Genomic DNA, 22,837 nt, shown 5'->3' on the forward strand with positions numbered 1-22,837 from the left:
GGAGATTATGAAAGCCTTTCTCGCCGCCGTCGCCGCGATGGTCGTCATCACAGTTGCCGCGCCCTATGCGCTGGATCAGATCGGGTTCAGCGCGGCGGATGCGGGGGCGGGTTCAGCCGTGCGTCTGGATTGAATGTCCGAATACCTGACCACCCGCGAACTGGCCGACCTGCTGCGCATTGGTGAGCGCAAGGCCTATGATCTCGCCTCGTCAGGCGAGGTTCCCTGCGTCCGCGCCATGGGTAAACTGCTGTTCCCGCGGGCCGAGGTCATTGCCTGGCTCAACGCCTCACGCTCGGGCCCGCAGGTGGCAGAACCGCCCCTGCCCCCGATTGTTGCCGGCAGCCACGATCCCCTGCTCGACTGGGCACTGCGGGAAAGCGGCTCGGGCCTTGCCACATATTATGACGGCTCCTTCGACGGTCTAAGCCGCCTCGCCGACCGCAGCGCACAGGCCGCGGCGCTGCATATCCACGAAGAGGACGGGTTCAATACAGGCGCTCTGCGCGACGCGCTGGGTGAGGCCCCGGTTGTCCTGTATGAAATCGCGCAACGAGAGCGTGGTTTGCTTCTGGCCCCCGGCGTTTCGGACATCGCGGGGTTCGGCGACCTCAAAGGCCGCCACGTGATCCTTCGCCAAAACAGCGCCGCCAGCCAGCGCCTGTTCGATGCACAGCTCATGGCGCATGGCCTGGCACGAGACGACCTCGACACCCTGCCCACCTGCGCGCGCACCGAAGAAGAGCTTGCAATCGCCCTGCACGATTCCAAAGCCGAAGTGGGCTTTGGGCTAGGCGCGCTGGCCGGGCTGTACAACCTCGGCTTCACACCAACCCATTCCGAACGGCTGGACCTCGCCATCTGGCGGCGCGCCTATTTCGACACACCGATGCAGAAGCTTCTAACCTTCATGCGGTCGGAACCCTTCGCTAGGCGGGCAGCCGAATTCGGCGGGTACAACCTGTCAAACCTCGGGCAGGTTCATCACAACGGTGCCAGCGGCTGACGCGCTTCATCTTTTCCCAAATACTCTCGCCGAAGGCATTGGCCGCAGGCCAATTCACCGCGCATTCGGAAAGAACACCTGTTGCCCGTCCAGCTTATAGGCCTCAATGGCTGCCTGCCCGTCCGGCCCCGTCAGCCAGTCGATAAACCGCCGCCCGGCATTGGTCCGCACGCGGGGATGCTTTTCCGGGTTCACCAGAATTACGCCATATTGGTTGAACAAACGCGGATCACCCTCGACCAGAACCCCAAGATTGCCCCTGTTCCCAAAGGACAGCCAGGTCGCCCGGTCGGTCAGCGTATAGGCCCCCATGCCACTGGCAACATTCAGCGTCGCCCCCATGCCCGAGCCGGTTTCCCGATACCAAGTGCCCGAGACCCCGGTCGGATCAAGGCCGGTCGCAGCCCAATGGCCCATCTCGGCCTTGTGGGTTCCGCTGTCGTCTCCGCGCGAAACAAATGGGGCCTCGGATGCCTCGATCGCCGCAAAGGCCGCCAGAATATCGTCACCGCCCTTAATTCCGGCGGGGTCGGATTTCGGACCGACAAGAATGAAATCGTTGTACATCAGGTCTTTGCGCTCGACGCCCCAGCCATCTGCCACGAACTGCTCTTCCGCAGGCTTGGCATGCACAAGCAGAACGTCCCCGTCCCCGTTGATCGCATTTCGGATCGCCTGACCTGTGCCGACCGCGACGACACGGACGTCAATTCCCGTCTCCGCCTCGAACCCCGGCAGGATGAAATCAAACAGGCCTGAATTCTGGGTCGAGGTCGTGGATTGCACCACGATAAAGGGCTCTTCCGCCACCGCCGGGGCAGCTGTTAACCCAAGCGTTATCAACGCCGCCCGAATGAGATTTCGCAACATCCAACTCTCCGTTTGGTTTGTCAGGTCACCAGCCCGCCTGCCAGATAGCGGCGCGATGCCTCGGCTGTGGGGACGTCCAGCACCTGTTTGGCCGGACCGTGTTCCACGACATGCCCGCCATGCATCATGACCACATCCGCTGCCAGCCGCCGCGCCTGTCCGATGTCATGGGTCACCATCACGATCCGCACCCCGCGGGCCGAGGCGCGCAGGATCATCCGTTCGATCATCTGCGTGGCACTGGGGTCCAGCGCGCTGGTGGGCTCGTCAAGGAACAGCGTCTCGGGGTTCAGGGCAAGCGCACGCAGGATTGCCAGCCTTTGCGCCTCACCACCCGACAAGGATCGCGCGGCTTGGCGAGACTTGTCCTCCAGCCCACCCTCAGCCAGCAACTCGGCAATCCGCGCTTTGCGCGTGGCGCGGTTCAGCCGCTGCCGTTTCAGCACAAAGTCCAGATTGCTTGCCACCGACCGGCGCAGCAATACCGGTTGCTGGAACACCATGGCCTGCCGGGCCTTGTGATCGGCGTTCAGGGGAACGTCCCCCTGCACAACCTGCCCTTCATCCGGCGTAATGAGCCCGTGCAGGCACCGCAGCAACAGGCTTTTGCCCGCGCCGTTCGGCCCAAGGATCAGGGTTGGCCCCGGCCCGTCCAGTGTCAGACTGGGCACATCCAGCAGCGCCTTGCCCTTGCGCCGAATCCGCAGACGCCTGACCTGCAGACAATTGGCTTCTTCGCAGACCAGATCACGCATGGCGCAACCCCTCCTGCTCGGCCCGCAGGCTCAGCGCGCTGACCATCGCGTTCACGGCGATGGCGATACCGATCAGGATCGCGCCCAATGCCAGCGCCAGCGCCAGATTGCCCTTCGAGGTCTCAAGCGCGATGGTCGTGGTCATCACCCGCGTTACGTGGTTGATATTGCCGCCGACGATGATCACCGCGCCGACCTCGGCAATGGCGCGCCCAAACCCCGCCAGCAACGCCGTGACCAGCGCCAGCCGCGCGTCCCACAAAAGCACCGGAACCGACGCCAACCGGGACACGCCCAGCGAACGCAGCTGTTCCGAATACTCCTCGGCCAGCATTTCGACCACCTGCCGGGTCAGCGCCGCGACGATGGGCGTGACCAGCACCACCTGCGCGATGATCATCGCGGTGGGCGTATAGAGCAGTTCCAGAACCCCCAAAGGCCCGGATCGCGACAGCATCAGATAAACCAGCAGGCCGACAACGACCGGAGGGAACCCCATCAGCGCGTTCATCAGCACGATCAGCATCCGACGCCCGGGAAACCGCGCGACCGCCAAAGCGGCACCAACCGGCATGCCGATCAGCGCCGAAATTAGCACCGCGAACACCGAAACCCGCAGGGACAACAGCACAATCCCCCACAACTCTGCATCCCCGTCAAGGATCAGAGAGAGGGCGCCACTGAATTCTGATGCAAATCCCTGCATAATCTTCCTGTTTCACGCCGAATGGTATCAAAAAGCGTTGTTTTACAGGAAAATACTAGGCCATTTGGCTGCCAAGTACAGACACAAATCCGACATCAGAAACAAGAAACGCGGCCCCAAACGGGACCGCGCCAATGCCAGTGCATATGATCGCCTGGATCAGTTCAACGCAGCATCGGTGATTTGATGCGTCCACGCGCCCTCTGGCTGTGTGGTGATTGCCGGGTTTTCAGTCGAAACGGCAGACAGAAGCGTCTGAACTGTCTGATCATAGTCGGCCGGGTCCAGAGTGCCGTTGGACCCCGCGATCAGCTTGGCAACTTCACCCATCATATAGACCTGATGATCCAGTTCCTGCGCGCCCGTCTCGTCAAATTCCAGCACGATTTCAGCCGCCTCTTCCTGATGCTCGGCGGCGTATTGCCAACCTTTCATCGAGGCGCGAACGAATCGGACCATTTTGTCAGCGAACTCCGGATCCTGCAGGTTTTCTTCCAGCACATACAGGCCGTCTTCCAACATGCCGAAACCCATCTGCAGGTAGTTGAACGTCACCAGTTCTTCCGGCGCAATTCCCGCCTGCAAAATCTGCCGGTATTCGTTGTAGGTCATGGTCGAAATGCAATCCGCCTGCCCCTGAATCAGCGGATCGGCCGAAAACGCCTGTTTCAGAACCGTGACCCCGTTTTCATCCGCGCCATCGGTTTCGATCCCCAAAGACGCCATCCAGGCATAGAACGGGTATTCGTTGCCAAAGAACCAGACCCCCATTGTGCGCCCCGGAAAATCCTCGGGCGATTCAACGCCGGTCGATTTCAGGCAGTTCACCTGCAACCCGCCGGTTTTGAAGGGCTGCGCGATGTTGACCAGCGGCACCCCGCGCTCCCGCGCCGCCAGACCGGCGGCCATCCATGTGGTGATGACATCCGCACCACCCCCGGCGATGACCTGCTCGGGCGCGATGTCGGGGCCGCCGGGTTTGATTGTCACGTCCAGCCCTTCTTCGTCGTAGAATCCCTTGGCTTCGGCCACAAAATACCCTGCAAACTGCGCCTGACCGACCCATTTCAACTGCAGTGTCACCTCATCTGCCGCCAGAACCGAACTGGCCGCCAGGCCAAAGGCTGCGACCGCCCCGCTGAGTAATTTATTCATCTTCACTTCTCCTAGTTGCTATTTTTGTCCCGTTTTCGGGATCTTCTGAATTTTATCCTCGCTGCGACGGGTGCCAGAATGTCACCGTCTTTTCGATCATCGCCACCGCCCCGTAAAACGCCGTGCCAGCCAACGCGGCCACGACGATCTGCGCCCAGACCATATCCAGCGCCAACTGCCCCACGCTGGTCGAAATCCGAAAGCCCATGCCAACGATGGGCGAGCCAAAGAACTCGGCCACGATAGCGCCGATCAGGGCCAGAGTGGTACAAATCTTCAATCCGTTGAAGATAAACGGCATCGCCGCAGGCAAACGCAGTTTAAAGAAGCTCTGCCAATAGGTGGCGGCGTAAGTCTCCATCAGATCGCGCTGCATCGCTGTCGCCTCACGCAATCCGGCGACCGTGTTCACGAGCATCGGGAAGAACACCATCACAACCACCACGGCGGCTTTCGAGTGCCAGTCGAACCCGAACCACATCACCAGAATGGGCGCGGTCCCGACAATGGGCAGGGCCGCGACGAAATTCCCGACCGGCAACAGGCCGAGGCGCAGGAATTCCCAGCGGTCCACGGCAATCGCCATCAGAAAGGCCGCGCCGCAGCCAAGCAGATACCCGCTGAGCGCGCCCTTTATGATGGTCTGCACGAAATCCGCCCACAGGATCGGCAGGCTGTCCGCGAACCGAACAGCGATGACCGACGGCGCGGGCAGGATGACAAGGGGCACCTCAAGCCCCCGCACCAGCAACTCCCACACCGCTATGATCGTCAGGCCAAAGATCAGCGGGGCAAGAAGCCGGACCATCCTAGTATCTGCCTGCGGTCCGCTGGCAAGGCGGCTGTTCAGCCACCAGCCCAATACCCAAAGCAGGATCGCGAACAGGACAAAGATCATTGCGCCATCCCCATCCGCTTAAGCACCGTCCGCTCACACAGCCCCAGCAGACCGACAAGACTGGCCGCCAGAATGGCCGCCGCGAACAGGGCTGACCAGATTTGCACCGTCTGGCCATAGTAGCTGCCCGCCAGCAGGCGCGCGCCCAGACCGGCCACCGCGCCGGTTGGCAGCTCTCCGACAATCGCGCCGACCAAAGACGCGGCAATCCCGATTTTGAGCGAGGTGAACAAGTAGGGCATCGACGCAGGCAAACGCAGCTTCCAGAATGCCTGAGACCGGCTGGCGCTGTAGGTGCGCAGAAGATCAAGCTGCATCGCATCGGGGCTGCGCAGCCCTTTGACCATGCCCACGACCACCGGGAAGAAACTGAGATAGGCCGAAATGATCGCTTTCGGAACAAGACCCTGCACCCCGATGGAATACAGTACCACGATGATCATCGGTGCCAGTGCGATGATCGGAATGGTCTGGCTGACGATGGCCCATGGCATGACGGAAAGGTCCATGACCCGGCTATGCACGATCCCAACGGCCAGAAGAATGCCCAGCCCTGTCCCGATCACAAACCCCAGCATCGTCGCGCTGAGCGTCACCCAGCCGTGATACACCAGCGACCGTTTCGAGGTCACTTTCTTGTTCACCGTGGATTGCCACAGCTCAATGGCCACATCATGGGGCGCGGGCAGCCTGGGGCGATCCTGCTCCCACGTTTCGGGGATGGCGAAGCTGTTGTTCCAGACCAGAATGATATCGTATTCCAGCGTCCGCGCTTTCATGGTCGGCGGGTCGACCTCCTCACCCGCGCGCTCAGCCTGGTTCAGGGCACTGTCAATGTTCATCGGGATACACGCGATATACCAGGCGGCTAAAATGGCGAGAACGACCAGACCAACAGCATAGACCTGTTTCATGCGCGCCACTCCATTCGGATCACAGGCAGGGTTTCGGGCGGAACCGGAGCCTCGGTGCCGGTGGCGACAAACCCCTCGCGCCGATAGAATCTTTGCGCGGCCCTGTTCGGCACATGCGTGGTGAGCCACAGGAAATCCCGCCCCTCTTTGGCTTTGTCCAGCAGCCGCTTGCCAAGGCCCTTACCGGTACGCAGGCAATAGAGCGCCCCGACTTTGTTTTCCTTGGGGTCGACGGACATATAGCAATCCACCGGATCGCCCAGCACCCAGATCTCGCGGTCGGGGAAGGTCTCGGCGATCAACGCCGCCAGCTGGTCCTGTGCCAGTTCCTCGGGCATCCAGTCTGTCCGTTTCATCCAGGTCGAAATGACCCGAGCGCAAGCACGGACGTCTTCCACCGTGGCCCGTCTGAGGTCGCCTGCCGCCATCACACCTCTTCCCCATGCCCGGCGCGCAGCCCCTCGCGGACGCGATGCGCGACTTCGATGAACTCGGGCGTATCGCGGATGTCCAATGGCCGTTCTTTCGGCAGAGGGCTATCGATCACATCCGTAATCCGCCCCGGACGCGGGCTCATCACCACGATCTTGGTACTCAGATACACCGCTTCGGGGATCGAGTGCGTCACGAACCCGATGGTCTTACCCGTCCGCGCCCAAAGCGCCAGAAGCTGTTCGTTCAGGTGATCCCGCACGATCTCGTCCAAGGCCCCAAAGGGTTCGTCCATCAGCAGAATGTCTGCGTCGAACGCCAGCGCCCGTGCAATGCTGGCCCGCTGCTGCATGCCACCGGACAACTGCCACGGGAACTTCCCGCCGAACCCTTCAAGATCAACGAGTTCCAGAACGTTCTTCACCCTTTCATCCTGTTCAGCAACTGAATAGCCCATGATCTCAAGCGGCAGTTTGATGTTCTTGGCGATGGTCCGCCACGGATAAAGCCCCGCCGCCTGGAACACATAGCCATAAGCCCGGTTCCGCCGCGCCTCATCCGGGGTCATACCGTTGACGGTCAGGCTCCCCCCGGTCGGCGTTTCCAGCGCCGCAATACAACGCAGGAACGTGGTCTTGCCGCAGCCCGAAGGCCCGATGAAACTGACGAAATCGCCCTTGTTGACGGTCAGATTGACGTCCTTGAGGGCATGGACCGGGCCGTCATTGGTCTGGAAGGTGAGGTCAAGGTTGCTTGCTTTGATTACGGCACTACTCATTGCAGGTGATGATCCCGCTGTCCCGATTTCACGTGGCACGACACTGAATTATCCATCCTTCTTTTGCCATTTTGTACCGTCCGGCAGAATGACGGCTGCGACCTTGAACTGAAGCGGACGGACAAGCTCCCATTGCGGTATTCCTGATCCCGGCGGGTAGTCCTTGTTTCCACTGGGTTTTCTGTTCGGAATCACCTTCACAAGGCGCTTTGAGCCGGACACCGAAAAAGTGTTCTTGATGATCATTTCCTTGAGCTTCACGACATCGAAATGGTCATCCTTCAGTTTCTGTTCCGCTGTACGTTTGTCCAAAGGATTCTTCAGGTGTCCCATGCTGACACCACCGGACATCTGCGAATATCCACGGAACTGAAAATCGTCGACGCCGGGCAGCTTGCTCAGATGAAGCAAAGCCCAACCGAGGCCAAGCCGCCCTGCCTTGAAGCCGAGCAATCGTTCCAACTGCGGGCCGGACTTCTTGGCAAGAAAATGTGCTTGCGTGATGTAGCCCTTCAGCTTGATGGTATTCCCAACCTTCATCGCCGTTACCTCTGCATACGCCTCATCAGATTACACCCCCGTCGCCGGAATACCCGTCCGCTCAACCGGTCTCGGCGCAGTCAACTCTTTCCACGTACTCAAAGCCTTGTGCACATGTGTATTGGCCTCGCGCGCCACGAACTTCCCGTGGCCCTCCTGAGTTCTGATCTCGCCATCATGCACCGCCACTGCGCCACGAGTCAGCGTGAAGCGGGGCAGCCCGCGCACCTCTTTGCCTTCGAACACGTTGTAGTCGATGGACGACTGCTGCGTCTCGGCCGAGATCACCTTGGCCTTGTCGGGGTCCCAAACCACCAGATCAGCGTCCGCACCGACCAGAACCGCGCCCTTTTTCGGATAGCAATTCAATATCTTGGCGATATTTGTTGAAGTAACCGCCACGAACTCGTTCGGCGTCAACCGCCCGGTGTTCACGCCATAAGTCCAGAGCATCGGCATCCGGTCCTCAAGCCCCCCGGTGCCGTTCGGAATCTTGGTGAAATCACCCACGCCATAGCGTTTCTGCTCGGTCGTAAAGGCGCAGTGATCCGTCGCCACAACGCTCAACGTCCCCGATTGCAGACCATTCCACAAACTGTCCTGATGCTGCTTGTTCCGGAACGGAGGGCTCATGACCCGCCGCGCCGCGTGCTCCCAATCGTGATGGAAATACTCGCCTTCATCCAGGGTCAAGTGCTGGATCAGAGGCTCGCCCCACACCCGCTTACCCTGCATCTTGGCACGCCGAATAGCCTCATGCGCCTCTTCGCAGGAGGTATGCACCACATAAAGCGGCACGCCAGCCATATCCGCAATCATGATCGCGCGGTTGGTCGCCTCCCCCTCAACCTGCGGCGGACGCGAATAGGCATGCGCCTCGGGGCCCGTATTGCCCTCGGCCAGCAATTTAGCACTCAGCTCAGCCACCACATCGCCATTCTCGGCATGCACCATCGCGGTGCCACCCAACTCGGCCAAACGTTTGAACGAGGCGAACAACTCATCATCATTCACCATCAAAGCGCCCTTGTAGGCCATGAAATGCTTGAACGTGTTGATCCCGCGCGTTTCGATGACCGTCTTGATGTCGTCAAACACCTGCTCGCCCCACCAGGTCACCGCCATGTGGAACGAGTAATCGCAATTGGCCCGGGTTGATTTATTGTCCCAGCGCTTCAATGCATCCAGCAGGCTTTCCCCCGAATTGGGCAACGCAAAATCGACAACCATCGTCGTGCCGCCCGCCAGCGCGGCCCGCGTCCCACTTTCAAAATCGTCACTGGAATAGGTCCCCATAAACGGCATCTCCAGATGCGTATGCGGATCAATGCCACCCGGCATCACGTAGCAGCCGGTCGCGTCCAACTCTGTGTCACCGCGCAGATCGGGCCCGATTTCGGTGATAACCCCGCCCTCGACATTCACATCCGCCTTGTAGGTCAGATCAGCGGTCACAACGGTTCCGTTCTTGATCACAGTGCTCATTTTTCCTGTTCCTCTCGGACATTTCTGTTGTTTTTTAGCTTTCGTTTTTCCAGCAACGGCTCCACCAAAACACGTGCAGAACCAACACCTGGGAGATTCCAATCGATTTTGGCGGAGAAACGGGCGTAATAGCTCGCGATAGCGCCATCCATTTTCTGTGCAAACACTTCGTCGGCTTCGCCGCGAAGAACATGCTCAACCCTTCTTCTAATATTGGACACGACCTGCGTATGCGCGTTTCTGGAAATCAGGTAGTATCGAAGACCTAAAATAAGCGTGCCGATGAACGCCAAAAACAATACTGGAACGGCCCTTCCTTTAAGAAGAGGGTTACTCGGAAACGCATCAGTAAAAAATGTAATGATGATTAAAGCGAAGAAAAAGAACTTGGTTAACCGATAAAACTCAACTGATTGACTTAGAGATTTAGAGTACAAGTTACTCGTTTCATTTCCGATACCATCAACCGCCCCAGCAAGTTTTTTCGTCAGAGTTTTTCGAGCTTCTTCGTCTCCGCCCCGCTCAGAAATCAATCGCGACACATCCGTCCAAATCAGAAATTCCAGATTTTCAAGGCTTTGAAAGTTAAAGCTGGGAGGAATTACTTTTCCGATGGATAGGCTAAAGACGTAGTTTAGATGAAGAAGAGTAATGAAGACGAAAAAAATTAGGTATATTGCGACATCGTCGATGCCCAGTGCAGTGATCGTGTTAGTGTAGGATTCAAGCGCCGCATCAAGCAAAGGAAGATTACTTAAATATGTGCTGGCGGAGTCAAACTCCATTCCGAAAACCGGAAATACAATTAGTACGGCGAGAAATCCACAAATCAAACGAATTGTGAAGAAATTCGAAAAAGAAACCGCCGCTGCAAGTATCTTATCGACATCCATCTCCTACTCCACGACCTCCGCCGTCTCAACGACCGCGTGAAACAGAACATCCGCCCCGGCCGCGGCCCAGTCCTTGCTGATCTCTTCCGCCTCATTGTGACTCAACCCATCCACGCAGGGGCACATGACCATCGCGGTCGGAGCTACCCGGTTGATCCAACAGGCATCATGCCCCGCGCCCGAGATGATGTCGCGATGCGAATACCCCAGCCGGTTCGCCGCATCGCGCACCGCGGCCACACAGCCGTCGTCGAATTTCACCGGATCGAAACCGCCGACCTTCTCGAACTCGATCTGCAGGCCCATGTCCGCCACTATTTTCTCGGCGGCTACCCGCAAGCGGCCTTCCATATCCGTGATCACCTCCAAATCGGGCGAGCGGAAATCGACCGTGAACACCGCCTTGCCGGGGATCACGTTGCGCGAGTTCGGGAACACTTCGATATGCCCCGCCGCGCCAACGGCATGAGGGGCGTGGGACCATGCAATCTCATCCACCTTCTCAAGAATACGCGCCATCGCCAGACCGGCATTTTTGCGCATTGGCATCGGGGTCGATCCCGTATGCGCGTCTTTCCCGGTCACGGTGACCTGCGTCCAACTCAGGCCCTGTCCATGGGTGACAACGCCGATATCTTTCCCTTCGGCCTCCAGAATCGGCCCCTGTTCGATGTGCAATTCAAAGAACGCATGCATATTGCGCGCGCCGACCTCTTCGTCGCCGCGCCATCCGATACGCTGCAATTCATCGCCGAATTTCTTGCCCTCGGCATCTTCGCGGTCATAGGCCCAATCCTGCGTGTGCATCCCGGCAAAAACGCCCGAAGACAGCATTGCGGGCGCGTAACGCGTACCCTCTTCATTGGTCCAGTTGGTCGCCACAATCGGATGTTTGGTCTTGATACCCAGATCATTCAGGGTGCGGATGATCTCCAACCCGCCAAGCACCCCCAGCACACCGTCATACTTGCCGCCGGTGGGCTGTGTATCCAGATGCGAGCCGACATAAACTGGCAACGCCTCGGGGTCTGTTCCTTCGCGTCGCGCAAACATATTGCCCATCTGGTCCAGACCCATCGAACACCCGGCCTCCTCGCACCAGGCCTGGAACAGGGCACGTCCTTCGGCATCCTCATCGGTCAGGGTCTGACGGTTGTTACCGCCCGCAACACCCGGCCCGATCTTGGCCATCTCCATCAGGCTGTCCCACAACCTGTCGCCATTGATCCTGAGATTCTGCGCCGGAGCTGCCATAGTCTTTATCCCTGTCGCTTGCGATTTGGCTCGCTTTTGGTGTCTTGATTTGACCATCTGGTCAAACTCACGCTATCACGGGTTCGGGATCAGTCAAGAAATTGCGAGGCACCGCCGGATTTTTCGGCATATTTCGCACCCGGTTGACGGAAAAAGAAACACGCAGGAAACATGCCAAAAGACCGCGCACCGACCCGTATCCAGAAAAAGAACCGCGCCGCGATTCTCGAGGCCGCGCTGAACGTGTTTTCGGCGCATGGGTTTCGTGGGGCGACCGTGGATCAGATCGCCGCCGAGGCCGGTCTGAGCAAACCCAACCTGCTCTATTATTTCCCGTCGAAAGAGGCGATTCACACCGCCCTTCTGTCCGGTTTGCTCGAGGTCTGGCTGGCCCCCCTGCACGATCTCGACGCGGACGGTGACCCGATGCACGAGATCCTGTCCTACATCCACCGCAAGCTGCAGATGAGCCGAGAGTTACCGCGCGAAAGCCGTCTGTTTGCAAATGAACTGGTTCAGGGCGCGCCACGCATTCACGAGGCGCTGTCCAATGATCTGAAAGAACTTGTGGACAAAAAGGCCGAAATCCTGACCCGCTGGATGGATCAGGGGAAAATCGCCCGGCTCCACCCGCATCACCTGATCTTTTCGATTTGGGCGCTGACCCAGCACTACGCCGATTTTGATGTGCAGGTGCGGTCTATTCTGGGGGACGAAGACCCCTATGATGGGGCCGGACCGTTTATCGACACGCTTTATCGAAAATTGCTGACGCCCTAGCCAGTGATTATTTGTTGGGTTTCAGCGCCAGAATACGGTTCAGAATAACAATCGCCATTGCCAGCAGAATCGTAAAATCACCCATCGTTTTGACCGTGTTGACCTTGGGCACTTTCCCTGCATCCTTGACGATTGCCGTATACATCTTGGGTTGCTGAACCCCAGCCGTGTGCTGCTGAGCGGATGCCTTCACGTATTGGTCAAAGTTCTGAAGCGCTTTGACCTTTTTGATGACCTGCCCCATGAACTGGCGATCCAGCGCGCGGTCTTCCTTGAGCTTGGCCAGCATGCCTTCGATGGATTTCTTCAACTTCAGAATGTCGTCGCGATCCTTCTTGATCTGCTTCTGATGCTGTATGAAGTTCTTGGCGGCCATGGCGTCGCGCTGCTTTGCCTTTGACAAAGCAACGTTCTTTTTCGACTGGTCCCGGTCCAGTTTGGAAACCCGGTTGCCGCCCTTGTTCCGGCCCGCTGGTGCCGCTGGCATGACGCTCTCCTTTGATCATGTCCGTCAGCGGCAGCTTAACGCCGAACGCGGGTTGCCGATATGCCCGTTTCCCCTACTCGGCGGCCTTTGCCATCGGGTTGTTCGGGTGCGTCGTCCAGTTGGCGTATTCTTCCTGCACAACATTACCGGTGCGCGGATCGACCTCACCAGCGGCCATTGGCACCATCGAAATGCACCCTTCGACTGGGCAGACATCAACGCAGAGGTTACACGCGACGCATTCCTCATCAATCACCTCGAACACCCGGTCGGGTGACATGGAAATCGCCTGATGGCTGGTGTCTTCACACGCCGCATAGCATCGACCGCATTTGATACACTGATCCTGGTCGATCTTGGCCTTGGCGACATAGTTCAGGTTCAGATATTGCCAGTCGGTCACGTTCGGGACCGCCCGCCCGACAATTTCCGAGACGTTCGAATAGCCCTTTTCGTCCATCCACTCGGACAGACCAGCGGTCAGTTCATCAATGATCTTGAAACCATAGGTCATCGCCGCCGTGCAGACCTGCACCGTGCCACAGCCGAGAGACATGAACTCTGCCGCATCGCGCCAGGTCGTAACGCCGCCAATGCCCGAGATTGGCAAGCCGTGCGTCGCCTCGGCCCGAGCGATTTCGGACACCATCGACAGTGCAATCGGCTTTACCGCCGGGCCGCAATAGCCGCCGTGGCTACCCTTGCCGTCGATCGAGGGTTCGGGGCTGAACGTGTCCAGATCGACGCTGGTGATCGAGTTGATCGTGTTGATCAGCGACACCGCATCGGCACCGCCATTCCGCGCGGCCTCGGCGGGTTTGCGGATATCGGTGATGTTCGGCGTCAGCTTGACGATCACCGGACGGTCATAGTGTTTCTTGCACCAGCGCGTGACCATCTCGATATATTCCGGCACCTGACCCACGGCAGAGCCCATGCCCCGCTCGCTCATCCCGTGGGGGCAGCCGAAGTTCAGTTCGATCCCGTCCGCGCCGGTTTCGGCCACGCGGGGCAGGATGGCTTTCCACGCCTCCTCCTCGCACGGAACCATGAGCGACGCGATCAGCGCGCGATCCGGGTAGTCGGCCTTGACCCGCGCCATTTCTTCAAGGTTCACCTCCAATGGCCGGTCTGTGATCAGTTCGATGTTGTTGAGGCCCAACAGCCGCCGATCCGCGCCGTAAATTGCGCCGTAACGCGGGCCATTGACGTTGACGACCGGCGGACCCTCGGCCCCCAGCGTTTTCCAGACGACACCGCCCCACCCGGCCTCGAACGCGCGGCGCACGTTGTATTCCTTGTCGGTCGGGGGTGCGGATGCCAGCCAATAGGGATTGGGGCTGGAAATTCCCAGAAAGTCAGTCGTCAGGTCAGCCATGGGTACTCCTTCCCGGCTCCTCAGCCGGTTTTTCTGAATATCATTTCTGTCGGGCGAATGCGCCCGGCCTTGAGGTTTTCGACGTAGTTTTGGAACTTCTCAGGGGCCGTCTCGCCCATCATCAGATGGATGCCCAGCGGGGCCGGGCCGGTTTCGGCGATCTTGGCAAAGACTTCCTCGAAAAACTCCAGCGCAAACTGGGTGCGGTCCGTTTCGGTGGTCAGGTCCAGACCCGCCGCCGCCGCCGCATCCTTGTAAACCTGCGGCGCATCCACAAAGGACGTTTCGGCCAAGGTCGACCACGGCAGGGGGAAAGCCAATGGTTCGGCAGCCTCTCCGCCCATGACATCGAACAGGGCAAAGGTCCCGCCTGTGGCCAAGGCGCGCGAGACTTCGGCAAACAGCCCGGCCTTGTCTTCGATGTTCATGCCCACATGCAACATGACCGCAAGGTCAAACCCGGCATCCGGTACCGGCATGTCCAAGGCGCTGCCGACATGAAAGCTGGTCTTCCCGGAATGACCAACCAGATCGCTGAGCGCGGTCGCTGTCTCGACAAATTCCGGCGTCAGATCGACCCCCGTCACCGTCGAGTCAAACCGGTCCACGATGTAACGCGAGGTGCCGCCTATCCCGCACCCGACATCCAGCACCCGTGTCGCATGGGTCGGCGACAGTTGCGCGAACAGGTTGTCGGTCGCCAGAACGCCGCCCGTGTGGAACTCATCCCCGGCCTTCAGATCGGCGACGGTGGCCGCATCCGGGTCGATCCCGCTTGCCTCAAGCGCCGCGCGGACGCGTTCGGTCAAAGCGCCGGTCGTGTAGTGTTGTGCAACAGCTTGTTCGATCTGGGACATGAGAAAACCTCGGCAGCGAAAGGAATGGGGTGAATACCCCACCCTATCACGAAACCAGTGCTGCGTGGATGTCCATTGCCGCGTCCCGGCCTTCGGCCACGGCAGTCACGGTCAAGTCCTCGCCACCGGCAGCGCAGTCTCCGCCCGCCCAAACACCTGTCATCGAGGTTCGGCCTGCCCCGGTGACAGCGATCTTGTTGCCGTCCAGCGTCAACCCCTCGGGCGCGCCATCCAGTGTCTGGCCGATGGCCTTGAGCACCTGATCCGCAGGCAGGCGGATCATTTCTCCGGTGCCTGTCAGTTGCCCATCCCGGCTGGAAGTGTATTCCAACTCGATCTCTGCCGCAGCGCCGTTTCCGTGAACGGCCACGGGTTGCACGTTGGTCATGATCCGAACCCCGTGCGACGCTGCAAGATCCTGTTCATACCGGCTGGCCCCCATCGCGTCACGATCCCGGCGATAGGCGATGGTCACATGCTCGGCCCCCAGCAGCTTGGACTTCACAGCCGCATCCACCGCTGTCATGCCGCCGCCAATGACAACCACATTCCGACCGACCGGCAGATCGGCAAGATCACTGGCCTGCCGCACGTCCGAGATGAAATCGACCGCAGGACGCACACCATCCTTGTCGACACCACCTGCGCGCAGTGCGTTCACACCGGCCAGACCGATCGACAGGAAGACCGCATCGTAATTTTCCAAGAGGCCGTCCAGCGAGATGGTTTCGCCCAGCATCGATCCGGTCTCAACCGCGATGCCGCCGATCTTGAGAAGCCAGTCCACCTCGGCCTGCGCAAAGTCGTTGGTCGACTTATAGGCGGCGATCCCGTATTCGTTCAGACCGCCCGGCTTGGGCCTGCTTTCGTGGATCACCACGTCATGGCCCAGCATCGCCAAACGGTGCGCGCAGGCCAGCCCCGCAGGCCCCGCCCCAACCACCGCCACGGTCTTGCCGGTCGACGTCGCGCGGCTGAACGGATGCGCGCCGGAAGCCATGATGTCGTCGGTTGCAAAGCGTTGTAGGCGTCCGATCTCAACCGGTTTGCCCTCGGCCGCTTCGCGCACGCAGGCCTCTTCACACAGTGTCTCGGTCGGACATACGCGGGCGCACATGCCGCCCAGAATGTTCTGTTCAAGGATCGTGCGCCCTGCCGATTGCGGCTGCCCGGCCTGTATCTGGCGAATGAACAGCGGAATATCGATATCCGTCGGACAGGCCGTCACGCATGGCGCGTCATAGCAGAAATAGCAGCGATCGGCGGCCACGGCGGCCTCATGCGGGGCCAGTGGCGGATGCAGATCGGTGAAATTCGAGGTCAGCTCATCGCTGGAAAGCCGCCCGGAAACGATCCCGGGTGCCATCTGGCCCTGTGCCATCACTCTACTCCCTGTAGATATGTTTGTTATGGCTCCAGCTTGCCACATCTGAAATTTTTATCAATTGGTAAAATTTGCCAATTGGTCAAAAAATGAGGAATCCGACCCGATCACGTGCATTCCCAGTCGGTTTTGCCCGATTTTGATGCAAATGCCGCTGTGTCCTGTCTGCCCTGCCCCTTCAGATTCAAACGACAGGCTTTTGACGCCCTACGCGGCTTCCTGTAATCCCGAACTAAGAGCGCAAGATAAAGACGCCCACAGGGACAGGCAAAATGCAGGCACCTTCGCAGAAATTCAACGTCGTCATCGTCGGGCAAAACAACCGCCTGCAGTATGAGGCGGTTCTGTTCGCCGCCTCGCTGCGCCATTCTTCGCCGGATTTCGACGGGAAGCTGTTTGTCGCAACGCCGAACCCCGGCCCGCGCTGGCAGCAGAACCCCAGCATCCAGGATGAGGATGTGTTGAAGGCGCTGAGACAGTTGGGAGCCGAGATCCTGCCATTCGACACGCATGTGTTCGGCGACAGCTATCCCAACGGCAACAAGATCGAGGCCCTGCTTGCCCTGCCCGAGGGTGAGCCCTTTGTCTTCTTCGACACCGACACGCTGATCACCGGAGACCTGAACAGCGTCCCGTTTGATTTCAACCGCCCCGGCGCGTCGCTGCGGGTTGAAGGGACATGGCCCAGACCCACGCTTTACGGTCCGGGCTATGAAGGGATCTGGCGCGCGCTTTACCAGCGCTTTGGGCTGGATTTCGAAAGCTCGCTGGATGCCGGACAGCCGCAAGACTACTGGCGGCGGTATTTGTACTTCAACGCAGGCTATTTCTTCTACAAATGCCCCCGTCTGTTCGGTGAGCGTTTCCTTGAATACGCCCGCGCCATCCGCGACGAAGACATTCCGGAACTGACAGGACAAAACCTCGACCCCTGGCTGGATCAGGTTGCGCTTCCGCTGGTGATCCACTCTTTCGGGGGCGGGCGGGATGCTCTGCCCGACGGGCTGCTGGATGGCACCGTCAGCTGCCACTACCGGCTGTTTCCCCTGCTTTACGCCCGCGAAAGCGATCATGTGATCAAGGTTCTGGAAACCGTCGCCACGCCCAACAAGGTCAAGAAAGTCCTGAAAAACTACGACCCGCTGAAAAAACTGGTCATTCAGGGCAAGGGCGCGAAAATCCGCAATCTGTTCGATCAGGACAACCTGCCCCAGCGCGAGCAGGTCATTCGCAATACGATCAAGCGCAACGGGTTGTGGATGCGCTGACAGGATCGTTGTGCGGACACGGGCAATCGCCTAGACAGTCACTAAAGACAAATTCCAACAGGAGATTTTCAAGATGTCTGACGGCCCCACCTATGGTTTTGACACGCTGCAAATTCATGCAGGCGCCCGCCCCGACCCGGCGACCGGTGCGCGCCAGACACCGATTTACCAGACAACGGCCTATGTGTTCCGCGATGCGGACCACGCGGCAGCCCTGTTCAACCTGCAAGAGGTTGGGTTCATCTATTCCCGCCTGACCAACCCTACGGTGGCCGTTCTGCAGGAACGTGTTGCCACGCTGGAAGGTGGCGTTGGCGCGGTTTGCTGTTCCTCGGGCCATGCAGCGCAGATCATGGCGCTGTTCCCGCTGATGGGGCCGGGCTGCAACGTGATCGCCTCGACACGTCTATATGGCGGCACGGTCACGCAGTTCAGCCAGACCATCAAGCGCTTTGGCTGGTCGGCCAAGTTCGTGGACACCGACGATCTGGACGCTGTCAAAGCCGCCATCGACGAAAACACCCGCGCGGTGTTCTGTGAATCCATCGCCAACCCCGGCGGCTATGTGACCGATATCCGCGCTTTGGCGGATGTGGCCGATGGCGCGGGCGTTCCGCTGATCGTCGATAACACCTCGGCCACGCCATACCTGTGCCGCCCGATCGAACATGGCGCAACGCTGGTGGTGCATTCGACCACCAAGTACCTGACCGGCAACGGCACTGTCACCGGTGGCTGCATCGTGGATTCGGGCAAGTTCGACTGGTCGGCGAATGGCAAGTTCCCCTCGCTCAGCGAACCGGAACCCGCCTATCACGGCCTGAAATTCCACGAGACATTCGGCCCGCTGGCCTTCACCTTCCACAGCATCGCCATCGGCCTGCGCGACCTCGGCATGACGATGAACCCGCAGGCAGCGCATTACACGCTGTTGGGGATCGAAACCCTGTCGCTGCGGATGGAGCGGCATGTCGAGAACGCCCAGAAGATCGCCGCCTGGCTCGAGGCTGACGACCGTGTGGAATACGTGACCTATGCGGGTCTGCCCTCATCGCCTTACCACGACAGGGTCAAGGCACAGTACCCGCGCGGCGCGGGCGCGCTGTTCACCTTTGCGGTCAAGGGTGGTTATGACGCCTGCATCAAGCTGGTCAACGCTTTGGAAATCTTCAGCCATGTAGCCAATCTGGGCGACGCGCGATCACTGATCATCCACTCGGCATCCACGACCCACCGGCAGCTGACACCCGAACAGCAAGAGGCCGCAGGCGCCAGCCCCAACGTGGTTCGCTTGTCCATCGGGATCGAGGACGCCGACGACCTGATCGCCGACTTGGATCAGGCGCTCAGCAAAGCCAGCGCCTGACGATGGCACAGCACGACACAAACGAGCTGGGCCAGCCCATCGGCCTGCCGGTTCAGGGCGAGTTTCCCCGCCCTGCGCCGCCTTATACGCCGATGCAGGGGCAGTATTGCTCGGTCGTGCCTTTGGACGTGAACCGCCATGCGCCCGGGTTGTTCCGGGCGTTTGCCAACGACACCGATGGGCGTAACTGGACCTACCTGCCCTACGGCCCCTTCGACGCGGAACCCGCATTCGAGGACTGGGCGCGCGCCAATTGCATGGATGCCGACCCGATGTTTCATACGGTGCTGGATGCGGATGAGGTGCCGGTCGGCATGGCCTCATACCTGCGGATCGAACCCGTCGCGGGCGCGATCGAGGTTGGTCATATCCACTTCTCACCCCTGTTGCAGCGCAAGCCGCAATCGACCGAGGTGATGTATCTGATGATGCGGCGGGTTTTCGATGAGTTGGGCTATCGCCGCTACGAGTGGAAATGCGACGCCCTGAATGCGCCTTCGTGCAGCGCGGCGGAGCGGCTGGGCTTTACCTTCGAAGGAATTTTCCGGCAGGCAACCCACTATAAGGGGCGTAATCGGGATACGGCGTGGTACGCCATCATCGACAGCGACTGGCCGCGTATTCGCGAGGCGTTCGAAACCTGGCTGTCCCCGGACAACTTCGACGAAACGGGCCAACAGCGCCAACCGCTGATGGCCCGTGCAAAGGGTTAGGATTATTCGGAAATTCCGAACTCCATCGAGACGCTGACGGATACCGAAACCTCGCCCCCCGCGACCGGAACGCCACCGGAATCGGCCATGCTCATCGCGCGCATCTCGAGCATCGGGCGAACCCCGCCCGAATGTTCGGAAATCGACTGGACCGGCCCAAGAGTGATCCCGGCGGCCTGCGCCAGTTGCTCGGCCTTGGCCGTGGCCTCGCCCACTGCTTTTGCGCGGGCCTGCGCCTCGAGCGGTTTGGGGTCCTGTACGCCAAAGGTCAGACCGCCAAAATTATTCGCGCCGTCCTGAATGACCGCATCCATGATCTGCCCCAGCTTGTCCAGATCGCGCACCCGCACGAACACGCGGTTCGAGGCAGCAAAACCGGTGATCTCGGGCTGCTCTCCGGTCTGGCTGTTGCGACCTGACCAGATCGGCGACAGGGACAGGTCGCGGGTTTGGATATCGCGCTCTTCGACGCCCATCTCCTGCAGCCGCGCCAGCACCTGGCTGACGGCGTCAGATGTGGCCTGCATGGCCTGAGATGCCTCAGCGTTTTCGTTGGTGACGCCCAGGGTGATTGTTGCCATATCGGGCGCAATCTCTACGGTTCCGGTGGCATCAACGGTGATGCGACGTTCTTCCGCATGGGCCATCCCGGCGGTGGTCGCGGCCATCATTGCGGCCAGAAAAGCGAGTGTCTTCAAGGTTCTCTCTCCGAGTTGTTCTGCCTCAACATGGGTTTGCGGGGGTATGTGGAACAAGGGGGAAGATTGGCTTTTTCTTTCCCTCGGCGGGTTCCTGCTTTATTGTCGGTCTGCGAACGCAATGCCGTTTGCATTGATGCTGACAATTATGGTTCCTCCGGATTATGAAACCTGCCTTTGCGCTGTCATTTTCTTCTGCCGGAATATCGCTGCACCACCAATCGGATGACGATTGGTATCAGATCGGCACAGTCCCGCTGGACGCGCCCGACCTGTCGGACCGGATTCGCAGCTTGCGCGATCAGGCTTTTGCGCTGGAAAATGACCTGAGTTGCAAGGTCGTGATCCCCGAGGATCAAATACGCTACTTGTCGGTTGAAACAAATGGGTTAAGCCCCGAGGAAAGCGAGCAAAAAGTCTATGACGCGCTGGCCTCGGCCACGCCCTACGACCTGTCGGAACTGTCCTTTGACACCGCGACCGAAGGCACCACGATCCACATCGCGGCAGTAGCACGCCAGACACTGGATGAGGCGCAAACCTTTGCTGCCGAGCACGGGTTCATCCCGGTCCTGTTCAGCGCTGATCCGGGTCAAGAGGACTTCCCGCAAGAGCCCTGTTTTGGCTCAGATGGCCCCCCGCACGTGATCGAAGCGACGCCAGAGGATGAGCCGCCTGTCGCGGTTGAAACGACGCCCGAGGACGAGCCGCTTGCCGAGCTTGATACGACGCCAGAGAAAGAGTCCCCTCACGAGGTCGAAACCACCTCAGAAGAGGAACCGCTTGAACCTGCAGAACCGGAAGTTGCTCCGCCACCTGCCGAACCCGAACCGCCCGTTCACGCCATTGCCGAAAGCGCGGACCCTGACACGTTCCGCTCGGTAGAACCGTCCAGCGCACCGTTTCAAACGGTTTTTGCGGCGGCGGAACCCAAGGCCGGACGCTTGGTTTTACCCGCAATTGCGGCGGCAATACTGGCCGGGGTTTTGCTGTCGGTCTGGACGTTGTTTGCGTCTGACGACGAAGAAACCGAGGTCGCCTCGGCCCCCGTTGAAGTGGTGCAGCCAGAGGTTAAGACAGACACAGAACAAACTGATATCGCAGACAATTCCGAACCTCAGCCTGCCGTGCCCGAACAGCCGGATGAAACCGGCACAGAAACCGCATCTTTGCCGGAGCCTGAGGAGCAACCGGAACTCTCCTCAACCGACGCGGCGATTCTGGAGGCCTTGAAAATTCCTCCGACGCCGGTGGAGTCGGTCCAGACGGACCCTCAGACGGAATTCGCCCCGGCGACTGCGGTGAACATCACGCCTCCAGCCGCCTTGGAGTTGCCGGTTCCGGTAGAGGATGACGATTACTATCTGGCCTCGGTCAACAAACCAGACCTGTCGAGTGACGCCATTGCCCTGCCCCCGGTCGAAAGCTTTGACACGGATTTACCGTTTGTTCAGATCGCTCTGCCTCAATCCGCAGACGGAGATTTTGATCTGGATGAACGCGGGCTGGTGCCGCCAACCTCCGAAGGCACCCTGAACCCCGATGGCGTCATGGTTTATGCAGGTCGCCCCTCCTCGGTGCCGCCGGAACCGCCCGTTCGGTTCGAGGAAGAACCGGTGATCGACGAGGCTGATCAGCGATTGGCAGGTCTGCGCCCGAAGGGTCGTCCCGGCGATCTGATTGAGCAGTTCGAACGCCAGCAACTGGGCGGTCGCTCGCTGGAAGAACTCGCAGGTGTGCGCCCCAAACTGCGCCCTGAGTCGCTGCAGGTTAAGCAGCAGGTGGATGAAACCCCCACGGCCTTGGCTGTTGTCCGGGTCCCGCGCCCCAAACTCCGCCCGGCCCGTGTCGTGGCGGCGGCTGCACCGGCCAGCGCAAACACGGCCAATCTGGGCTCGACGGCGGCAGTCAACCAAAGCTCGGACGAGGCCGGATCGTTCCAAGCCAGAGCGGTGGCGCCCAAGATACCGTCTGCTGCGTCCGTTGCCCGTCAGGCGACAATCGACAACGCGCTTAACCTGCGCAGGCTGAACCTGATCGGCGTTTACGGCACCCCGGCCAACCGGCGCGCATTGGTGCGCCTGCCCAGCGGGCGGTACAAAAAGCTGAAAATCGGGGATCGTCTGGATGGCGGCAAGGTCATCGCCATCAGCGACAGCGAATTGCGGTATCAGAAAAAGGGCCGCAACCTGACCCTGTCCATGCCGCGTAGCTGAGCAT

24 protein-coding genes are annotated in these 22,837 nt (G+C 59.8%); 7 read left to right on the top strand and 17 right to left on the bottom strand.

The annotated features are described in order from the left end of the window. Positions 1-7: 7 nt before the first annotated feature. On the top strand, positions 8-133 hold the full coding sequence (locus tag ACR0K1_RS06795; RefSeq protein WP_480610272.1) for a hypothetical protein: 126 nt from the start codon (positions 8-10) through the stop codon (positions 131-133). Then, entirely contained in the window at positions 134-1,006 is an 873-nt protein-coding gene (locus ACR0K1_RS06800) for a substrate-binding domain-containing protein (protein ID WP_480610270.1), read from the top strand. Between the two features lie 54 nt (positions 1,007-1,060). On the opposite strand, the gene ACR0K1_RS06805 is transcribed toward ACR0K1_RS06800, so the two are convergent. The 12 genes from ACR0K1_RS06805 to ACR0K1_RS06860 all read right to left on the bottom strand — a co-directional run bounded on the left by ACR0K1_RS06805 (position 1,061) and on the right by ACR0K1_RS06860 (position 11,686). After that, positions 1,061-1,876, bottom strand: a complete 816-nt coding sequence (locus ACR0K1_RS06805; RefSeq protein WP_480610268.1) for an ABC transporter substrate-binding protein — start codon at positions 1,874-1,876, stop codon at positions 1,061-1,063. A 20-nt stretch (positions 1,877-1,896) separates the two neighbouring features. Continuing rightward, positions 1,897-2,631 (bottom strand): ATP-binding cassette domain-containing protein, encoded by a 735-nt coding sequence (locus ACR0K1_RS06810; protein ID WP_480849373.1) that lies wholly within the window; start codon positions 2,629-2,631, stop codon positions 1,897-1,899. Next, on the bottom strand, positions 2,624-3,337 hold the full coding sequence (locus ACR0K1_RS06815; protein ID WP_480610265.1) for an ABC transporter permease: 714 nt from the start codon (positions 3,335-3,337) through the stop codon (positions 2,624-2,626). Before ACR0K1_RS06815 ends, ACR0K1_RS06810 begins: the two co-directional genes overlap by 8 nt. A 159-nt stretch (positions 3,338-3,496) precedes the next feature. After that, the gene (locus ACR0K1_RS06820) at positions 3,497-4,492 is read right to left on the bottom strand and encodes an ABC transporter substrate-binding protein (RefSeq protein WP_480610263.1); all 996 of its coding nucleotides are present in this window, start codon (positions 4,490-4,492) and stop codon (positions 3,497-3,499) included. 52 nt (positions 4,493-4,544) lie between these two features. Continuing rightward, entirely contained in the window at positions 4,545-5,390 is an 846-nt protein-coding gene (locus tag ACR0K1_RS06825) for an ABC transporter permease (protein ID WP_480610262.1), read from the bottom strand. After that, complete coding sequence (locus ACR0K1_RS06830; RefSeq protein WP_480610261.1) at positions 5,387-6,304, bottom strand: ABC transporter permease; 918 nt, start codon at positions 6,302-6,304, stop codon at positions 5,387-5,389. Before ACR0K1_RS06830 ends, ACR0K1_RS06825 begins: the two co-directional genes overlap by 4 nt. Further along, on the bottom strand, positions 6,301-6,732 hold the full coding sequence (locus ACR0K1_RS06835) for a GNAT family N-acetyltransferase (protein ID WP_480849377.1): 432 nt from the start codon (positions 6,730-6,732) through the stop codon (positions 6,301-6,303). Before ACR0K1_RS06835 ends, ACR0K1_RS06830 begins: the two co-directional genes overlap by 4 nt. After that, the gene (locus tag ACR0K1_RS06840; RefSeq protein ID WP_480849379.1) at positions 6,732-7,514 is read right to left on the bottom strand and encodes an ABC transporter ATP-binding protein; all 783 of its coding nucleotides are present in this window, start codon (positions 7,512-7,514) and stop codon (positions 6,732-6,734) included. The genes ACR0K1_RS06835 and ACR0K1_RS06840 overlap by 1 nt, the downstream gene beginning before the upstream one ends. Positions 7,515-7,562: 48 nt before the next feature. Then, positions 7,563-8,054 carry a hypothetical protein gene (locus ACR0K1_RS06845; protein ID WP_480610255.1) on the bottom strand — a complete coding sequence of 164 codons (492 nt, stop codon included), beginning with the start codon at positions 8,052-8,054 and terminating at the stop codon, positions 7,563-7,565. Positions 8,055-8,084: 30 nt separating this feature from the next. After that, on the bottom strand, positions 8,085-9,539 hold the full coding sequence (hydA, locus tag ACR0K1_RS06850; protein WP_480849382.1) for a dihydropyrimidinase: 1,455 nt from the start codon (positions 9,537-9,539) through the stop codon (positions 8,085-8,087). Beyond that, a complete protein-coding gene (locus ACR0K1_RS06855; RefSeq protein WP_480849384.1) occupies positions 9,536-10,432 on the bottom strand; it encodes a hypothetical protein in 897 nt (298 codons plus the stop codon). The genes hydA and ACR0K1_RS06855 overlap by 4 nt, the downstream gene beginning before the upstream one ends. Positions 10,433-10,435: 3 nt before the next feature. Then, entirely contained in the window at positions 10,436-11,686 is a 1,251-nt protein-coding gene (locus ACR0K1_RS06860) for a Zn-dependent hydrolase (protein ID WP_480849387.1), read from the bottom strand. A 171-nt stretch (positions 11,687-11,857) separates the two neighbouring features. Here ACR0K1_RS06860 and ACR0K1_RS06865 point away from each other — a divergent pair, with 171 nt between their 5' ends. Further along, a complete protein-coding gene (locus tag ACR0K1_RS06865) occupies positions 11,858-12,466 on the top strand; it encodes a TetR family transcriptional regulator C-terminal domain-containing protein (RefSeq protein ID WP_480610249.1) in 609 nt (202 codons plus the stop codon). 7 nt (positions 12,467-12,473) lie between these two features. Here ACR0K1_RS06865 and ACR0K1_RS06870 read toward each other — a convergent pair whose 3' ends face one another. The 4 genes from ACR0K1_RS06870 to ACR0K1_RS06885 form a co-directional block, all read right to left on the bottom strand. After that, positions 12,474-12,953, bottom strand: a complete 480-nt coding sequence (locus ACR0K1_RS06870; RefSeq protein WP_480610247.1) for a hypothetical protein — start codon at positions 12,951-12,953, stop codon at positions 12,474-12,476. Positions 12,954-13,026: 73 nt separating this feature from the next. Beyond that, positions 13,027-14,331, bottom strand: coding sequence for an NAD-dependent dihydropyrimidine dehydrogenase subunit PreA (preA, locus tag ACR0K1_RS06875; protein WP_480610245.1), 1,305 nt, complete (start codon positions 14,329-14,331; stop codon positions 13,027-13,029). A gap of 20 nt (positions 14,332-14,351) precedes the next feature. Continuing rightward, positions 14,352-15,188 (bottom strand): methyltransferase domain-containing protein, encoded by an 837-nt coding sequence (locus tag ACR0K1_RS06880; protein ID WP_480610243.1) that lies wholly within the window; start codon positions 15,186-15,188, stop codon positions 14,352-14,354. A 46-nt stretch (positions 15,189-15,234) separates the two neighbouring features. Next, complete coding sequence (locus ACR0K1_RS06885; RefSeq protein ID WP_480610241.1) at positions 15,235-16,569, bottom strand: NAD(P)-dependent oxidoreductase; 1,335 nt, start codon at positions 16,567-16,569, stop codon at positions 15,235-15,237. Positions 16,570-16,844: 275 nt separating this feature from the next. On the opposite strand from ACR0K1_RS06885, the gene ACR0K1_RS06890 reads away from it, so the two are divergent. From ACR0K1_RS06890 to ACR0K1_RS06900, 3 genes are all read left to right on the top strand, one after another. Next, positions 16,845-17,840, top strand: a complete 996-nt coding sequence (locus tag ACR0K1_RS06890) for a hypothetical protein (protein WP_480610240.1) — start codon at positions 16,845-16,847, stop codon at positions 17,838-17,840. A 73-nt stretch (positions 17,841-17,913) separates the two neighbouring features. Then, positions 17,914-19,206 (top strand): O-acetylhomoserine aminocarboxypropyltransferase/cysteine synthase family protein, encoded by a 1,293-nt coding sequence (locus tag ACR0K1_RS06895; RefSeq protein WP_480610238.1) that lies wholly within the window; start codon positions 17,914-17,916, stop codon positions 19,204-19,206. A 2-nt stretch (positions 19,207-19,208) separates the two neighbouring features. Next, positions 19,209-19,919: a GNAT family N-acetyltransferase gene (locus ACR0K1_RS06900; RefSeq protein ID WP_480849392.1), complete on the top strand. Its 711-nt coding sequence runs from the start codon at positions 19,209-19,211 to the stop codon at positions 19,917-19,919. A 2-nt stretch (positions 19,920-19,921) separates the two neighbouring features. Here the strand turns inward: ACR0K1_RS06900 and ACR0K1_RS06905 are convergent, their stop codons facing one another. Next, on the bottom strand, positions 19,922-20,617 hold the full coding sequence (locus ACR0K1_RS06905) for an SIMPL domain-containing protein (RefSeq protein WP_480610235.1): 696 nt from the start codon (positions 20,615-20,617) through the stop codon (positions 19,922-19,924). Between the two features lie 164 nt (positions 20,618-20,781). Between ACR0K1_RS06905 and ACR0K1_RS06910 the strand changes: the two genes are divergently transcribed. After that, on the top strand, positions 20,782-22,833 hold the full coding sequence (locus ACR0K1_RS06910) for a hypothetical protein (RefSeq protein WP_480610233.1): 2,052 nt from the start codon (positions 20,782-20,784) through the stop codon (positions 22,831-22,833). Positions 22,834-22,837: the final 4 nt, after the last annotated feature.

The sequence above is a fragment of the Ruegeria sp. F5 genome, from assembly GCF_056533845.1.

Coding starts and splice junctions, on each gene's coding strand:
- ACR0K1_RS06795 (WP_480610272.1), top strand. CDS start 8: ATGAAAGCCTTTCTCGCCGCCGTCGCCGCGATGGTCGTCATCACAGTT.
- ACR0K1_RS06800 (WP_480610270.1), top strand. CDS start 134: ATGTCCGAATACCTGACCACCCGCGAACTGGCCGACCTGCTGCGCATT.
- ACR0K1_RS06805 (WP_480610268.1), bottom strand. CDS start 1,876: ATGTTGCGAAATCTCATTCGGGCGGCGTTGATAACGCTTGGGTTAACA.
- ACR0K1_RS06810 (WP_480849373.1), bottom strand. CDS start 2,631: ATGCGTGATCTGGTCTGCGAAGAAGCCAATTGTCTGCAGGTCAGGCGT.
- ACR0K1_RS06815 (WP_480610265.1), bottom strand. CDS start 3,337: ATGCAGGGATTTGCATCAGAATTCAGTGGCGCCCTCTCTCTGATCCTT.
- ACR0K1_RS06820 (WP_480610263.1), bottom strand. CDS start 4,492: ATGAATAAATTACTCAGCGGGGCGGTCGCAGCCTTTGGCCTGGCGGCC.
- ACR0K1_RS06825 (WP_480610262.1), bottom strand. CDS start 5,390: ATGATCTTTGTCCTGTTCGCGATCCTGCTTTGGGTATTGGGCTGGTGG.
- ACR0K1_RS06830 (WP_480610261.1), bottom strand. CDS start 6,304: ATGAAACAGGTCTATGCTGTTGGTCTGGTCGTTCTCGCCATTTTAGCC.
- ACR0K1_RS06835 (WP_480849377.1), bottom strand. CDS start 6,732: ATGGCGGCAGGCGACCTCAGACGGGCCACGGTGGAAGACGTCCGTGCT.
- ACR0K1_RS06840 (WP_480849379.1), bottom strand. CDS start 7,514: ATGAGTAGTGCCGTAATCAAAGCAAGCAACCTTGACCTCACCTTCCAG.
- ACR0K1_RS06845 (WP_480610255.1), bottom strand. CDS start 8,054: ATGAAGGTTGGGAATACCATCAAGCTGAAGGGCTACATCACGCAAGCA.
- hydA (WP_480849382.1), bottom strand. CDS start 9,539: ATGAGCACTGTGATCAAGAACGGAACCGTTGTGACCGCTGATCTGACC.
- ACR0K1_RS06855 (WP_480849384.1), bottom strand. CDS start 10,432: ATGGATGTCGATAAGATACTTGCAGCGGCGGTTTCTTTTTCGAATTTC.
- ACR0K1_RS06860 (WP_480849387.1), bottom strand. CDS start 11,686: ATGGCAGCTCCGGCGCAGAATCTCAGGATCAATGGCGACAGGTTGTGG.
- ACR0K1_RS06865 (WP_480610249.1), top strand. CDS start 11,858: ATGCCAAAAGACCGCGCACCGACCCGTATCCAGAAAAAGAACCGCGCC.
- ACR0K1_RS06870 (WP_480610247.1), bottom strand. CDS start 12,953: ATGCCAGCGGCACCAGCGGGCCGGAACAAGGGCGGCAACCGGGTTTCC.
- preA (WP_480610245.1), bottom strand. CDS start 14,331: ATGGCTGACCTGACGACTGACTTTCTGGGAATTTCCAGCCCCAATCCC.
- ACR0K1_RS06880 (WP_480610243.1), bottom strand. CDS start 15,188: ATGTCCCAGATCGAACAAGCTGTTGCACAACACTACACGACCGGCGCT.
- ACR0K1_RS06885 (WP_480610241.1), bottom strand. CDS start 16,569: ATGGCACAGGGCCAGATGGCACCCGGGATCGTTTCCGGGCGGCTTTCC.
- ACR0K1_RS06890 (WP_480610240.1), top strand. CDS start 16,845: ATGCAGGCACCTTCGCAGAAATTCAACGTCGTCATCGTCGGGCAAAAC.
- ACR0K1_RS06895 (WP_480610238.1), top strand. CDS start 17,914: ATGTCTGACGGCCCCACCTATGGTTTTGACACGCTGCAAATTCATGCA.
- ACR0K1_RS06900 (WP_480849392.1), top strand. CDS start 19,209: ATGGCACAGCACGACACAAACGAGCTGGGCCAGCCCATCGGCCTGCCG.
- ACR0K1_RS06910 (WP_480610233.1), top strand. CDS start 20,782: ATGAAACCTGCCTTTGCGCTGTCATTTTCTTCTGCCGGAATATCGCTG.